The sequence below is a fragment of the Paenibacillus sp. J31R109 genome, assembly GCF_059692055.1.
This window is the reverse complement of the sequence record NZ_JCAUAR010000007.1, coordinates 255,629-271,416: the sequence shown is the minus strand read 5'-3', so window position 1 is coordinate 271,416 and position 15,788 is coordinate 255,629. Positions and strand designations below refer to the sequence as shown.

Below are 15,788 nucleotides of genomic sequence, written 5' to 3'. Positions count from 1 at the left end.
TGGGATTCCTCCTTTAAGCCATGACTGCTAGACAAAGTGACCTGCTTGCGCTTTGCTCCCTAAGAAATGAGTCATTTTATCCATGACTGTATTTTCTACTGCGGATCTCCCTAGTTCTAAAAGCGATGGCTCCAAAGCCTGACATTCTGCATTCGTTAGTCTTTCTTCGCGTCCCAATGCGCCTAAGAAAGCAAGTTCAAGATCTGTTGCAATATTAACTTTACTCACACCGCCGCCTGGAAGTTGAATTGCGCCAGCCATCATGTCAGCTGGCACACCGGAACCACCATGCAGGACGAGATGTACAGGCGTAAGTGAACGGATAGCCTGTAGTCGATCGACATCGATCTTAGGCTGCCTAACCATGTACACGCCGTGAGCAGTTCCGCAAGAAACAGCCAGTGCATCAATCCCCGTCTCATCAACGAAGCGGTGTGCTTCCTGTGGGTCCGTGTATAACTCCTCATCTTTATCCGTTTCTACAAAGTCCGTTGTGCCAATCATGCCAAGCTCGGCTTCAACGGATACGCCTTTCGCGCGCGCATAATCTGCAACTTCCTTCGAAATGGCGATGTTTTCATCCAAATTTCTCTCTGAAGCATCAATCATGACTGAAGTGAAACCAGCATCAATCGCTTCAGCAATCGTCGCCAATTCTTTCGTATGATCGAGATGCAAAACCAACGGCACGGTGATATGTTCTGCAACCACTTTGTCATAAAACTCATCCGCAAATTCCTTCGGTGTAATGCCGTAACGAACCAATTCTTTATGAGAAATTTGTACAATTGCTGGTGATTTCATTTTCTCTGCAGCCCGCAACACGGCCGTAATCATTGGTGTATATCTTGGGGAAAACGAGCCAATCGCGAAGCCAAATTTCTCAGCTACCTCCAAGGCTTGTTTGAGCGTTAGGACGTTCTTTGGTCTAATACTTGTTGTCATGTCAATTTCTCCTTCGTTGTGAAATAGATTTCAAGTGTGATAATTTCTGCACCATTGGCATGCAGGGTGAATGAACCATCGGTATCGATGTTGAGATTCTCCCGATCCATCGGCTGTTCATTTAATTTTAGGTAACGAACCTGATGAGGCTTGGTCTTCAGATGCATGCTGGCTGTGGTGGCTGCCTTCGACGTATTCCAGAAGCGCACAATGAGCGCATCGTTTTTTTCGGATTTTTTACAAGCGCTAAGCATAAGTGTATGATCGCCCTTGAGCTCCAGCCAACCGCCAGTTTGACCTAAAACGCCATCATGCTTATCAGTGACTGAGCCGTAGCTTGCCGTTAAATATTCATGTACCTTGGTAGGGATTTTGGCTTCCAGCCAATCTTCCTGATGGACAAATATGGCATATTCCGCCTCATTCATCCCCAAGCTTTGCGCGTCAGGTACAGGTGTTTCAGGTCCAGCCCCACCGTGTCTAACCAGGGTATCTTCACGAGATAACCAGCCTACAGCCCTGAGAAGCGTGATCGCCAGTGTGCCTTGCTCATCGTTCAGCATTTCATACTCCGTCAGCCCTTTATTGGCGACTGTCAGTCCTTTATTGCGGCCTTTAACACTGACAAAGCCTTGCTGCGGCTTCTGCGGCACGTACGTTTCCGGCCATCCATTCCCCATGTCCAGAACAGCTGATTCTCTTTCCACCACATCGAAATGACCTTCTGCATGCGAGACCTTAAACATCTCACCAAGAGGAAATAATACCCTCAACCGATGGTCTTCCGCTCGATTGTTCCAAACCGTTCGTACATCCACTCTTTCGGATCCCGTTGTTAAAGTCACATAATTCGTTATGTGGTAATCGGTGTATGATGCCATTCTGCTTAACCGATCTTCGCTAAGTTTCGTCGGCAATATCCAATGAATGTCTACCTGAAGAGTGACTTTCGCATAGCCGATTTCCGCAGCTGAAATATGCACCTCCAGCGAATGATCAGTCGTACATCGTACGTGATCGATTAATGGCGCCGCATAGTTATACGTGTCCCCTGCGTCTCCACCACTTTCAAATGCACCTAAGCCATCATAGATGCGACCGCTTCGTTTATCCGTGATACGCAGTGTACCATTCTGTGCATGAACCTCCACACGCAGTAATTCGTTCTCTATCGTGTTATTACTAATGTGCAAGTCAGATTTGGCTTCACTGCCCTTGATCTTGGCAGCTGGCAGCAGCGTGTTGAAATAGACTTGTTTAGGATCACAAGCTGTCTCTCTTGGTCGTAGCACATACGTCTTGTAACCAAGACCTGGAAGATCTTTCGCAGCGAAACAGATTTCCGTATAGAAATGTTTATCCGTCATCGGCTTCATGCCGCTGACATCTTTCACTTGAAAGGGAATCTCAAGTCCGTCGGAATTAATAAGAACATGCGTTCTAGGGTGAGCAGTTAGCTTGCGGTCGATCCAAACTGCAGCAGTATCACTCCTCATCCAACAGAGAGAGTTATGAATAACAAGCGCGACAGCATCCTCAGGCAGCTCACTTGTATCAATGAGATTGTTGATGTGCTGAACGCTCTTCTCCGTCACAATGTCAGCGATTTGTTTGGATTGTGCAAAACGTGGCAGCATCTCCAGATGAACTTCATCAATACTACAACCGCATATACTATCATGGGGGTGATTCTGAACGAGAAGCTCCCACGCCGTCCACAAGAGTGCTGCTTCATACTTACGTCCATGCAACCAGGCTAATGCTGAGAATGGCTCCGCATAACGCTCCATGGCTAGTTGCCCATTGAAATTATGCCGTTTCAGGTACATCCGGGCAGACAGCACGCCTGGCAATACATGGGGCAGCTCTGCGCCGAAATGCCTAAGCTCCCCTTTGATGACGTCCAAAGACGGATTTTGTGCACGGACAGCCTCCATGAAGTCCTTCGTTGTTCCCCAGTGCAGCTCCGCAACTTCCTGCAAATCCTCTTGAACCTGCTTCATTAATCGGGGCAATCGGGCATCGATACGTCTATGATCACCGCCGTATGGCATTAGCAAGCAATCTGTGGTAGCCCGCGTTGCCCAGCGTTCAATTGATTTGCGGACTCTGCCATACGTTTCTTCATACGTCTTTTTTGGATTATCGAAGTGGAGAAAATCCACCATATAATAGCCATCGGGGAACCAATACGTAAAAACTTGCGTGCCATCTGGCGCTTCCCAAAGAAATTCTTGTTTAAAATTGGGAGATGGTCCACCCAGCCCTCGCCAAACCATCGCATTGTCGATGCCAAAGCCTTGCAGAATCTGCGGCATTTGCGAGATATGACCAAAGGTATCCGGGATATAGCCGACATCCAGGTTCGTAAAACCAAGCTTTTCGGACATCCGATTCCCCAACATCAGATTGCGTACATGCGCCTCAGCGCTGACAAGAAACTCATCGGGCAAAATATACCATGGACCGCATTGAATACGATTTTCATGGATAAATCGCAGCAAACGCGCTTGATTTTCTGGCCGAATCTCCAAATAATCTTTCAGTACGATTGTTTGACCGTCGAGCAAGAAACAGCGAAACTCTGGATCTTTATCGAGCGTATCCAACAGTTCGTCGATCAGTTCCACTAAACGGATGCGGAAATCCTGCATCGTCGCCCACCATTCCCGATCCCAATGGGTGTGATGGTACACAAAAACACGAAATTTACGATCCAAGACATTTCCTCCTAACCTTTTGTACCAGCGCTGATGTTCATACCTTCAATAAAATAACGTTGGAAAATAAAGAAGATTGCGATAACTGGAATCATTACCATGACTGAACCTGCCATCAATAAATGCCATTGACTTGTGCCCGAGCTGACCTTGAAAGCTTGTAAACCAATCTGTAAGGTGTACTTCGCTTCATCGTTCACATATAGGAGCGGACCAAGGAAATCATTCCACGCCCCAGTGAATGTCCCGATGGCTACGGTCGCAAGTGCAGGCTTGGCTAGAGGAAGCATGATTGAACGCCAAATATAGATGTGGTTTGCACCATCGATTTTCGCTGCTTCCACAAGGTCATTTGGAATACCCAAGTAGAATTGGCGGATGAGAAAGATATGAAATGCACTTCCAAAAAAACCGGGAATTACGAGTGGCAAATACGTTCCTACCCAATGTAATTTGGAAAACAAAATGTATTGCGGGATCAGTGTTACGAATCCAGGAATGATCATCGTTCCGAGAATAATGGAAAAGAGAAAACCTTTCCCTGGAAATCGAATTTTTGCAAACCCATAGGCAATGAAAGAATTTGAAATAACATGCGCACACACAGCAACCGTAGCGATTAACAATGTATTCGCCGAGTATCTTGCAAAATTGCCAGCTTGCCAAGCTTCTTTATAGTTGGACCAAACGAATTTCTCAGGGAACCAGGTTGGCGGATACGAAACAACTTCCTGTAGTGATTTCAGCGAGGTTTGAATCATCCACCAAAACGGCATAAGAAAGGATAAGCTGCCCGCAATTAGAATCAGGGTTACGACCCATTTAGAGATTCTTTCCTTATTGCGACGGCTTTGATGATACGATTTCTTAGTAACTGTTGCAGCGACCGTCATCGCGAATCTCCTCCTTCATAGTGAACCCAATATTTGGACAGCACCATATTAATTACGGTAACAAATATGGCGATTACAAAAAGGAACCAGGCCATGGCCATCGCATATCCCATATCAAATATTTTGAAAGCTTTCAGGAACATATGCAGGTTGTAAAATAATAGCGAGTTCGATGGAGAACCCGGCGAACCAGGGTCATCGGCCATGACGTAGCCTTCCTGGAAAATTTGAAAACCGCCAATTAGGCTAGTGATAACATCAAAGAAGATGACAGGCGTAATCATCGGCACGGTAATATGCCATAGCTTACGAATTTTAGAAGCACCATCAATCTCAGCGGCTTCATATAAATGATCGGATACCCCTTGCAGTGCTGCTAGAAACAGCAGCATGCCACCTCCGACAGCCCACATTTTCATCATAACAATCGCATTTTTCGTCCAAGCAGGATCTGATAACCAAGCAGGTCCCTCGATGCCAATCCAACCAAGCACGGTATTAATGAGACCTGATTCCGGATTAAGCAGCATCATCCAAAGCATATAAACAGCAACACCGGACAAAACGGTTGGCAGATAATAAATCGTCCGAAACCATCGCATACCGGGAATTTTCACATTTAACAAAACAGCAAGAATAACAGAACCCATCGTCGTTAAAGGAACGGCAAGTGCAACATAATAAAGCGTATTGCGGAGTGACTTCCAGAACAACGGATCTTCGGTAAACATGCGTCTATAGTTATCGAGCCCGATATAATCCATGCGGGAAGTGATGTCATAGTTCGTAAAGCTGGCGTATAAAGAGAACAACAGCGGCCCTGCAGTGAAAATGAGAAAGCCTATAAACCACGGAGCAATGAAACTGTATCCTTCTAGTGCTTCTTTTTTATCCAAGGACCACTTCTTTGTTTTTTTCGGTTGTGGTTCTTTTGTCAATTGAGGATTCACTTGTTTCCCTCCTTATATGAAAAGGGTGGAGTAGTCATACACTACGCCTCCACCCTTTCTTTCTAAAGCTTATTTTGTGTTTGATTTAACTAAATCTTCGACCGCTTTTTGCGCTTTATCCAAGGCTTCTTTCGGTGTTTGTTTACCTAAAATCGCTTCATCAATTTGTGGATTTACCAAGTTAAGGAAATCGGGTGCTGTTACTGGGACCGTTCCCAAAATTGTTGATTTCAAGTTATCAACCGTAAACTTATAGACCGGATCCTTGATCAATTCTGGATCATTGGACGCTTTAATATTAGATACATTATCGAAGTTGAATTGTGCCCAATATTTCTGTGCATCAACATCTGTCATGTATTTCAAGAACTCCCAGCTTTCATCTGGATGCTTCGCGCCAAATGGAATTTCAATGGTGAAGCCTCCACCGTTACTCCAGTTGCCGCTGCCTGGTTTGAATTCAGGCATTGCTGCGACACCAAAGTCTTCTTTCTTCGGTGCAAAGTCACGAATTTGAGTCCAGAAAGTTCCCGCATCGATCTTCATCGCTAACTTACCCGCAATAAGGGGATCATTCGTTTTACTGCCGAAACCAGCTTTGAAGGCATCGACTTCTTTTTTGCCTAGTCGGGTATCCCAACTGTTATACCATTCCAATGCAGCAATTCGGTTAGGTGAATTGATATAAATCCCTTTGTCGTCAAGCCAAGGTCTTCCGCCATCGGCATTATTCAAGAACATATCTTGCCCACCTGCAATACGAGGATGGAAGCCTAAACGCTCAATTTTACCATTGTTAATTTTGTCGATTTTTTTGGAGTACTCTTCCATTTCAGCCCAAGTTTTTGGCGGTTTCTCCGGATCGAGACCTGCTTCTTTAAAGAGCGCTTTGTTATAGAACAATACGCGAGTATCTGTTACAAATGGAAGTGCGTACACTTCATTTTTGTATTGCATTGCATCTAATAAGTGCGGAAAGAAGCGATCCTTAATGTTCTCTTTCGCCAGATATGGCGTCAAATTCATAACTTGCTTTTTGCTTGCACGTTGAGCAACTTGGCTAATATCGTGGATGATAACATCAGGTGGATTACCCGCTGCAATGGCTGCTAGTTCTTTCGTCCAACCATCTCCATAAGGTAAGAACGTATGTTTTACCGTGATGCGATCCTGAGAAGCATTAAAGTCACTAATGATTTTCTCAATAATAGGACGACGTGTAGTAGAACCCCAGTGCGTCCAAAAATCCAGTGTTACTTTACCCTTCGGTTTCTCTACTGCTGCACTTGCAGCTGGACTTGCTGCTGTTCCAGCGGAAGCACTCGGACTTGCCGTATTGCTCGTGCTGCAAGCCGTCAACACTAAGCCTGTAGTAAGCGCCGTGCTAAGTACGACCAACATGGATTTATTTGCTCTCTTCATACGGTTACATTCCCCCTAATAAAATGGTTAGACAACCAATGCCACATTGCGGATTTACAATCCCACATCTTGAAGCGCTTCCAATGTGGTTTCTTGAAGCCTATACCTATATAATACTCAAAGATTCCACATTGTCAATGAAATTATAACCGCTTACAAATGTGTTTGTGTGGCTTCAAATAAAAAATCGGTCATAATCACACATTATTTTGTAATAGATCGCATACTAATAATAAACTCCATTTCCTAGCCCTATTCTGCATAAAAAGAAGTAGACTTCTATACTATTTTTTTATAGATTTACGGTAGTGACACTTGAAGGAGAATGCCTCTTGCCGAACTCTATGCAACCGCCTGCTGATCGCATTACCGACCGTTTTTTTCTGCCTGATATTCAATCTACGTTTGTGTTGAAGGAAGGCCACTGGCGGACCGTCGAACCTGGATGGAAATGCCGCAAACACGATCACCCGATTTTTGAATTGAACGTGGTGCTAGAAGGCGAGCAATGGATGAGAGTAGAAGAGACGGTGTATCAGATGAAAGCCGGCGATCTTGTGCTCATTCCGCCTTGGCATGTCCATGATTGCGGGGCGTGTGAGAGTGGAAGGCTGGTTTACTTCGTGGTTACGTTTGATGTGGACGATTTTGCCCTGAAGGAACTGCTCTGCCTGCATCCCGACAAGCATCACCCCGTTGGATCTCCCATCGAACAAGCTTGCAATACCCCGTTAGTACAGCTTATTGAACTGGCTTGGGGGGCCGATAATCAGACATCCGTATCGTTAGTCGTGCGTATGAAAATATTGTCCGTACTATTCTCTTTGTTCTCAGCGCTGGCGCAGGTTCAGATGGAGGAGCAGAAGGCGGGAAATGAAGGGAATCTGCTTAGCTACAATATCGCTAGGCGGATGGCGCAAGTGTTGGAGACAGAAGCGAACTGCGGAGAGTCTCCCCAGAATCGGCTTGATACGAGACTCGGCAGCATAGCAGAGCAGATGGGGTACAGCTTGTCCTACTGCTCCAGACTGTTCCGCGAGGTGTATGGGCTGTCGCCCCGGCGATACTTGTCAACCGCTATTTTGAAGCGAGCGAAGCTAGAGCTCATGAACACGAAGCAACCACTCGAGACGATCGCCCAGAAGCTGGGCTTCAGCGACAGCGCGCACTTCAGCAAGCAGTTCAAGCGATGGTCCGGTATGTCCCCAACCGAATATCGTTCTCAAGAACAACCATTCTAACGAAATAAAGCCAGCCTCCTGTTCACATGGAGCAGGAGAGCTAGCTTTTGATAGGTTCTATTAAAGCTTCAAATTTGTCAAATAGATAGCGTTCTGGGATACTTGCCACAGCTCGATGCCGTTCTGACAGAAAGCCGTACTGGCAACGCCAGTCTGCACACTTGCTTCTGTCCGCCCCTCCGGTGTTACCATGTGGAGATGGCCATTTGACTCGACGAGCACAAACTTCCCATTCAACCAACTCAAGTATACGATACCGTGCTCATACAGCTTGGTATGCAGGAGCTTCCCTTGAAGATCATACAGACACAAGAAGCCTTGGCTGGTCGTCGCCGCAAGCCGCTCCCCGTCAGCCGAGAATTGCAATGCGGACACCGCACCGCCTAATCGATTCATGAACAGAAGACGATGCTCAGATTGTTGGAAATCGGCTTGGAGCGCCGAATCTTCATGCAGTCCCGTTGTTTCGTATACCCAGAGGTTCCTGCCGCGGTTAGCTCCACAGGCCAGAATGCGGCGCGTCCCAGCCACCGTCCAATCCAATGAGGTCGTCCGGCTAGTCCAGCCTTCCACAGTGAACTCCGCCTTCACTTTGCCATCCATCTTTAGAATGCGGCATGTGGATTGATCCGTGATAATGTCGCCCCCTACGATGAGCTCTTCCACCCCGTCTCCATCTACATCGCCGACCTGGATCCGTCCGGGCAACCCTTCCTTATACCACCAGCTCCAGCGCTCGGTTCCGTCTTGATCGAAAAAGCGCAGCTGCATATCACCGCACCCCACAGCAGCACCCATATATTTATCGCCTGTGGATGATGCGACTGACACTGCCACGAGGCGCATCGGGGCAGGTCCTGTCAGTTCCCACCATGGGTATGGACTTGGATTCCGGATGATGCGTGATTCCTTATGTACTGTGCCTGCTCGACTGAGCACGGAGAGTCGGTCTTTTCCATGACCAGCAAAAACCGTCTCCTCCTCATTCGTTCCAGCCACATCCACATCATGCACACAGCCTTCCAGCTTCGCTTCCCAAATAATCTGTCCAGATGGATCGATTCGATAGACACTACCCGAATGAGTGCCACACACGAAGCCACCCGCTCCTCCTGCAGCCATCTTGAAGGTTGTAATCGATGAAGGAAGAGATACGAAAGGCTTCGTCACGAGTTCCTCTACAGTCGCAGAAGCCGTTGCTATGACTACAGCAGCAGAAGGCTGGCGAGACTTGACTTGCGAGACAACCTCCCAGCTCTCTTCTCCACAAATCACAACCACCTTGGCTCGGTCATCCAGCTTAAGCAAGCCATGTGTCTCCCCAGCCGCCGCAATTTGTGCCAAGTGACTGAACACGACTGACTCCCCTGGACAAAGCCGGGTCGTACTGCGAGCTCGGAAGGCGGTCAGCTCCACCTCTTGCGTATGATAACGGCGCTTATATGCCTCCACCGGATCGTCGTCTAACGTCAACGGTTGCGGCTCACCAGGGTGCACCCGATAGAACAACGACACCGGCACTTCCGTAAGACTACAGCTGGAAGCGGATGTGCATGCACTCTGAAGTCGGAACTCCACCGGATCGCCGGCTTCTGTGTTTCGGCTGCTAGTCATAAGCGAGCCGTTCAGCTGAGCGCGAGAAGGCGTCCGGAAATGTGCTTCTACCGCGTACTCCCCGTCTTCCAGTGCAACGATCGTATCTTGAATAACGGCATATTTCCCAGGGCGCATCCAGATTTCCCGGTACCAGTCGGTTCCCGCGTATCGGGCCAGCTTGAGCCGTACGTAAAAAGTCCCATCCGGTTCTGTTGCTTGCGCCTCGCACTCAGCGAAGCTTGGTAGAGGGCCGGTTTCTCCACCTTTTACGACCGTCACAAGACTATGGCTCTCCGGCTCCGGAAACAGAAGCAAATCCTCCGTCACAATGCAGCTGACACCTAGCCTAGCATAATCATGGATACCCATTGCATCGGCATAGGAGTGGGAAGAACTCTTGGTACTAAGCCCGTCAATCAGCATGTAGTCGTCTTGCTTCTGCCACCCTGCTCGGATTGAGATTTTGTCAAAACAAAGATCGATTGGTGCCGATGGCGGTGTGTCGAGCAGTAAAAGCGCTAGATCCAGCTCCTTGTCCCACGCCTCATAAATCAAAGGATCCAAAGGGACGACGGTTACACCTAGCCCAACTGCGGGTACGGTTGGCGTCAACCCAATATCAAACGTCCGCAGCCCGCCAATCGTTCCCCACTCGTGGTACAATCGACGATGCACGGGTGCCAGCTCATGCATGTATGTATATCGTGCATCCTTGTAATAAGCGGCAGCAGCTCGCAAACTTGGTCCTGGGAACGATTGCAGCAGGATGGAGTCGCCGGCATTCGGCATCCAGCCGATGTTATTGACAATCGCCACCGCACAGTCAGCTGCGGCGCGCGCCCCGCCGTTCTCAAAGAATCGGTGATCTCGATCCATTAAGCCATAATCGATCAACGTTGGCTGCGTCATCCACCAGCCGTGGCACATGCCGTCGCACACCGGCTTCCAGCCACCATCTGAATAAGGCGCGAACACGCGATCCGCGGTCTTCTTCCACACTTTCGGTTCTTCCATTCCCGGATAGTGAGTGGTGAAATAATCAGAGGCGAATACCAGCGCGAGCGCGGGAATAGTACCATGGTTTTGCCTTGGAAAATGGCGAGACTGATACAGCGGTTTCTCTACATATCGATACCCTTCCGCACTCTCCGCCCAATCATAGATGAACTGGGTCATCTTCTGACGAAGCGTGTCTGGGACTAACCCAGACACCTCTAACAAGCGGAACAACACGACACGGCTGCGGATGCCAAGGTGGATTTGTACGATTTTATCATCAATCAAGACGCCGTTGCGAACTACAATCTCTGACAACCTGGCGTATTCGTCCAAGCAAGACTGATCGCCAATCAAATACCCTAGAACGCCCTTCATCACATCCTCATGGCGGATGCTTACTTGCCAATCGTGCTGATGCGGCTTAGGCGCCTTGAACTTGATCACTTCATGATCTGGAATCGGTAAACGCATTGCCTTAACTTCAGCCAGATGCGGAATCGATGATTTCATATGCTCTAGCAGAATATGGAGCCCACCTTGGAGCCCGTCTTCGTCAGAATACCCGAGATGAATGATGTTATGACCGCTTCCGAGCGGGTTCAGCAAAGTGCGAACTTCATATCCAGATGGCCCCGGATACCACCGATCGGTTAAGCAAAACCAGCGAAAATACAGCTCCTTCACGCATTGGCTATCCGCCAAGTTGCCGATCAGAAAAACAGGTCCTTGCGCCTGATACAGGATCGCTGGCATCGGATCTTCGAGCACGACAATACGCAGGTCAGCATTTATTTGGTGCAGCTTGGCCTCGATGGCGAGTGCGGCTCGAACACCTTCAGTGTCTCTTGGCGCTGCAATCACAATTGGCTGCTCTGGAAGCAGGTTGGTATAGTAGTTGATTTCTCGAGCTTGAATGAGTTGACGGGTCATGGATGGAACTCCTTTCAGAATGCGCGTGTGAACAATAAATTAGTAAGCATATCTATATAAATTTGTGCCTACTCGATAATAAACATTGCCTAATTCATCTTCAGCCAAAGCGCTCGCACCACTCGGAACCAGGATGGATACCGCTTTGGTCGAAGCGTCGATGGTAAACAGTTGTCCGTCTAACGTCCCAAGAACGTCCCCGAATTTACCCTCTAGCAGCGTCCCGTCACGCCAAATATAGGCATTGCCACTATAATCGACACCTGAGAATTTCAGAGCACTATAATCGAACAAGCCTGTGGTTGGGTTATAAATAATCAAGTAACCCTCCAGTAGACCCCATATTTTACCGTCAGGGCCAACCGTCAATGCAGTTAAAGCTTTTTTGGACACCGGAAGTGTCTTCACCGTCGTTGTATCCGTCGCGATATCGTAGATCGCCAGCTTCGCTGCGCTTGTTGTAGGCGTCGCACTTTGTCCGCCGGAAACAGTCGTACCTGCATACACTTTACCGTCCTTGTAAGCGATGGAGATGACGCTCTGATCTTGAACGAGATTACGTTTGACAATTACATTGCTGGTTGCGGGATCGTAGATCGTTAATGCCCCACCCAGTGCGCCAGCTACCGGTGTTGTGCCCATGAACACTTTGCCGCCTCCGGTAGCTAGCACGTTCGGTCGCTCCTGATCATATGCAGATGTATCGAACAACAATGTAGGACTCCAGCCGTTGGAAGGCGTTGTCGCATACAATCTGCCTTTCGGGTAACCGCCCATGTACAATGTATTGCCCATTGAAGCAAAAGATTCAATTTGACCGATATTCCCTTGATAAACGTTCTGGTCGGTACGCAGCGGAGAATAGATCCCCATCCCTCCCGAGTAATAGCCGCTTGTATAAATTTTGTTATCAGGTCCCGATCCTACAGCATTAATGGAAGTGGCAATCCTAGGAATGTTTAAATCACTATATGTGATTGTCCCGTTTTGAATATTGTACTTGAACATGCGAGTCCCTGTTTCTCTGAAACCCACGCCGACTAACGTTGTCCCTGGGTAGTTCGTTTGATCATCCAGCTGAACAAGCCCCATACGGATCGGGTGAACAGTTGCATCTGCGCTGAGCGAGCTGTACGTTTTGCTTGCTATATCATAGGCTTGAAGAATTCCGTTAATCGTAAAAAAAACTTTGCCGTTATATACCGGAGATTGATTCTGGGAGGCAACACCGCTGATTTCGGCATCTACCGTTGTCGTGATCACACCGTTCACATTGCTTACATCCATCACAACCAGCTTGTTGCTTGGTCCTAGCCGCGCGAACAGCTTGCCGCCCTCCAGATTCAAGCCGAGTACAAAATCATCGCTTGCATATGTCGAAGGCAAGATGTTATCCGTCTGACCTGTCGTATGGTCAAACCGCTTGATTGCCGCAACAGGTCCCAGACCAACATAGGACACATTATTCAAGGTATCGTAAGCAATGCTGCGCACGTAAGTTTCGCCTGTTGTGAAAGGCATGTTGCCCAGCTGTAAGTAGGCTCCGTTGTAGTAACGGAAAAATCCAGCGTTCGGATAGGTACCGCCATAAATTTTTCCGCCGAGCCCCGCCGTAATGTTATAGATATGCGTCTGTCCTGACAAAGCAGTCCCGAGGTCCGTCGCAGTTGTGGCTCCAGGTGTATATTTGTATACCTTGGCCTGCGGGTATGTGGCGGCATAGATGTACCCATCCGAACTAGTCGTGGCCCCCCAAGCTCCTTCCGTTTCGCCAACGGATCCCAGGTTTACCGTGCGAAGCACACTGCCGGAATTGATGTCCACAGCCGCAATGCGAGCTGGTGTGCTTTTGCTGCCTTGCATCGTAACGTAGAACACTTCATTGCTGCTCTCCATCCCGATTGTCGCGCCTTGCGGTGTTGCATTTGTTAAGGTTGTGCCTAAGTTCGTAAACTCCTGGGTGATATATACGTCATCCCAATACACGGTGCCAGTGTTCGAGGTACTTGTGTATAGCATGGCGCTCGCTGTCGCCGTGTTGGCGGGAGCTGCCAGCTTCACTTTCATGTAGGTCCACTCTTGTGTAGGTGTGTTTTTGTCCGCGATCTGGGTACCAAGGAGGTTCCCCGAGGCATCGTAGAAACGGATATATAAGTAGGCCTTCCCAGTTTCGATATAAGCCCACGCATAAACCATATACGTTTTGCCTGCCGTCGCCGCAATCCGATTGCTCTCCAATCCATAGCTATCAGTGGCGCTCGTGTCCGTCATTTTGACGCTTTTGGTACCAGTATGCGCTTGCACAGTCGATGAAGAGAAGGCTCCGCTGCTTGCCGTGGTGCTGTACGTCCATCCGGTCATCCCGGATTCGAAGCTATAGTTAGTCGCTAGCATATCCGCAGCAAGGGCCGGCACAGCCGCAAGCAGCATCATTAGCAGCATACATCCAGTAAGAAGCAGCGTAAGCAGTTTTCTTTTCATTTTCATTTCAACTTACCTCCTAAGGGGGATTTGTATTGAAATTCTTCGAACAGCAAACCTCAGGCATCACCTCCATACCTGTTCTATACCTGTATGATTTTATTCTACAAGCTAAGGAGTAACGACGGGATGGACAAAATCGTGAAATGTTGGACAAATCGGGTGTTAGGGTGAACAGACGGAAACGGAGCACGAATTGCACAAAAAAACACGTTGCCAGTTTGGCACGTGTTTTTGAACAATGACGCAAATGCAGTCGCGAATAAATTGTAACAATTTTACAAAATATATAGGCAAACTGATTCTTGGATAGAGGTCTAAAAATGAATAACTTCCGTAACGACTATAAAAACCGTTATTATCAAGCTAATGTTACTTCGTTCGGTACAATCCAACTTCATCAACGAAATCCCCTTATCGTTGCGTTATGGTCAGTTGCTTTTCCAGGATTCGGTCACTTCTTAGTACACAAATTTATCACTGGCTTTGCCTTGTTTTTTTGGGAATTTTATATCAATCAATTAACCCAGCTTAATACAGCCATCATGCATTCCTTTAACGGCAATTTTTCACTAGCAAAGGCTGTATTAAATGAAAAATATATATATCTTTATATTCCCGTTTATTTATTCGCTATTTGGGATAGCTACCGAACTACTGTGGATGGCAATAAGTTGCACTTGCTAGCGAAAAGGGAAAATGCCAGTTACCCAAGCTTCTCGATGAGCCCTTTTGAGATGAACTATTTGGACAAGAAAAAGCCATGGCTTGCCTTGGTATGGTCGATGACAATCCCAAGTCTCGGACAACTGTATATACATCGGATCTTTGCAGCTGCTTTAACCCTTCTAATGACCATGTTTATTGTCATTCATTCCAACATGATTGAAGGCCTTCATTACTTTTTATTAGGAAACTTTCCGAAATCAAGAGAAGTTATGGGCGCTCAGTGGTTTCTATACTTCCCGTCGATTTATTTCTTTGGTATGTACGATTCTTACTCCAATGCCGTAGAGCTAACCAAGCTTTTTGATTGTGAACAAGCCAATTTTTTAAAAAGAGAATTTCAATCGCAAGACTTCGTTGTACATAAAGGAGAAAAAATCTAATGTGCATACAATTCTTCTCTACGTTTCAGCATTCACATTATGTAGAGCTTGCTATAAGTAAACTAAAGGAAAATGAGGTCGTCAATATCTACGCTGTTCCACTTGATAATCGTTCAATAGATATGAAACTGGTTGATACCATACACGGTGCAGACGGAACCTCGCTAGTCGATATTGCACTTGTACTTGCCATGATGGGGGGGACGATAGGGGTATCCCGTGGATTTGTTCTCTACTGGGGCCCTGTTTTTTGGGGACTAATTGGAGCTGCTATCGGTTTTTCTATCGGTTTTATATATGATTTAATCAAGAATATAAGTAAACGAAAAAAGCTCAGAACTGCGAAAAATAAAATAGGTGAAGTTATATTAATTGTCCAATGTACAAATGAGCAAGCCGCGTTTGTAGAGCAGACTTTGTGGGGAAGCTTGGCACTAGGACTCGCCAAAACACACATGCCAACCACTCAACTTGAGTCAAACTCTTGACATCTGGACGTGTT

General features: G+C 47.3%; 10 protein-coding genes. 3 read left to right on the top strand and 7 right to left on the bottom strand.

The annotated features are described in order from the left end of the window. Positions 1 to 27: 27 nt before the first annotated feature. From AC58QT_RS19835 to AC58QT_RS19815, 5 genes are all read right to left on the bottom strand, one after another. Positions 28 to 945, bottom strand: coding sequence for a class II fructose-bisphosphate aldolase (locus AC58QT_RS19835; protein WP_497410516.1), 918 nt, complete (start codon positions 943 to 945; stop codon positions 28 to 30). Next, complete coding sequence (locus AC58QT_RS19830; RefSeq protein ID WP_497410515.1) at positions 942 to 3,665, bottom strand: alpha-mannosidase; 2,724 nt, start codon at positions 3,663 to 3,665, stop codon at positions 942 to 944. Before AC58QT_RS19830 ends, AC58QT_RS19835 begins: the two co-directional genes overlap by 4 nt. Positions 3,666 to 3,676: 11 nt before the next feature. Further along, positions 3,677 to 4,558 carry a carbohydrate ABC transporter permease gene (locus AC58QT_RS19825; protein ID WP_497410514.1) on the bottom strand — a complete coding sequence of 294 codons (882 nt, stop codon included), beginning with the start codon at positions 4,556 to 4,558 and terminating at the stop codon, positions 3,677 to 3,679. Then, positions 4,555 to 5,508, bottom strand: a complete 954-nt coding sequence (locus AC58QT_RS19820; protein ID WP_497410513.1) for a carbohydrate ABC transporter permease — start codon at positions 5,506 to 5,508, stop codon at positions 4,555 to 4,557. The genes AC58QT_RS19825 and AC58QT_RS19820 overlap by 4 nt, the downstream gene beginning before the upstream one ends. 69 nt (positions 5,509 to 5,577) lie before the next feature. Further along, positions 5,578 to 6,930 carry an ABC transporter substrate-binding protein gene (locus AC58QT_RS19815; RefSeq protein ID WP_497410512.1) on the bottom strand — a complete coding sequence of 451 codons (1,353 nt, stop codon included), beginning with the start codon at positions 6,928 to 6,930 and terminating at the stop codon, positions 5,578 to 5,580. A gap of 332 nt (positions 6,931 to 7,262) precedes the next feature. On the opposite strand from AC58QT_RS19815, the gene AC58QT_RS19810 reads away from it, so the two are divergent. Further along, positions 7,263 to 8,171: an AraC family transcriptional regulator gene (locus AC58QT_RS19810; protein WP_497410511.1), complete on the top strand. Its 909-nt coding sequence runs from the start codon at positions 7,263 to 7,265 to the stop codon at positions 8,169 to 8,171. 60 nt (positions 8,172 to 8,231) lie between these two features. Here the strand turns inward: AC58QT_RS19810 and AC58QT_RS19805 are convergent, their stop codons facing one another. Then, positions 8,232 to 11,696: a WD40 repeat domain-containing protein gene (locus AC58QT_RS19805; protein WP_497410510.1), complete on the bottom strand. Its 3,465-nt coding sequence runs from the start codon at positions 11,694 to 11,696 to the stop codon at positions 8,232 to 8,234. Between the two features lie 39 nt (positions 11,697 to 11,735). Then, positions 11,736 to 14,183, bottom strand: coding sequence for a carbohydrate binding domain-containing protein (locus AC58QT_RS19800; protein WP_497410509.1), 2,448 nt, complete (start codon positions 14,181 to 14,183; stop codon positions 11,736 to 11,738). 317 nt (positions 14,184 to 14,500) lie between these two features. Between AC58QT_RS19800 and AC58QT_RS19795 the strand changes: the two genes are divergently transcribed. Beyond that, entirely contained in the window at positions 14,501 to 15,286 is a 786-nt protein-coding gene (locus AC58QT_RS19795; protein ID WP_497410508.1) for a hypothetical protein, read from the top strand. Next, positions 15,286 to 15,774, top strand: a complete 489-nt coding sequence (locus AC58QT_RS19790; RefSeq protein ID WP_497410507.1) for a hypothetical protein — start codon at positions 15,286 to 15,288, stop codon at positions 15,772 to 15,774. Before AC58QT_RS19795 ends, AC58QT_RS19790 begins: the two co-directional genes overlap by 1 nt. Positions 15,775 to 15,788 lie beyond the last annotated feature (14 nt).

Bases quoted from the DNA above. Each gene is read 5' to 3' on its own strand.
- AC58QT_RS19795 (WP_497410508.1), top strand. From the start codon at position 14,501: ATGAATAACTTCCGTAACGACTATAAAAACCGTTATTATCAAGCTAAT.
- AC58QT_RS19790 (WP_497410507.1), top strand. From the start codon at position 15,286: ATGTGCATACAATTCTTCTCTACGTTTCAGCATTCACATTATGTAGAG.
- AC58QT_RS19805 (WP_497410510.1), bottom strand. From the start codon at position 11,696: ATGACCCGTCAACTCATTCAAGCTCGAGAAATCAACTACTATACCAAC.
- AC58QT_RS19825 (WP_497410514.1), bottom strand. From the start codon at position 4,558: ATGACGGTCGCTGCAACAGTTACTAAGAAATCGTATCATCAAAGCCGT.
- AC58QT_RS19815 (WP_497410512.1), bottom strand. From the start codon at position 6,930: ATGAAGAGAGCAAATAAATCCATGTTGGTCGTACTTAGCACGGCGCTT.
- AC58QT_RS19800 (WP_497410509.1), bottom strand. From the start codon at position 14,183: ATGAAAATGAAAAGAAAACTGCTTACGCTGCTTCTTACTGGATGTATG.
- AC58QT_RS19835 (WP_497410516.1), bottom strand. From the start codon at position 945: ATGACAACAAGTATTAGACCAAAGAACGTCCTAACGCTCAAACAAGCC.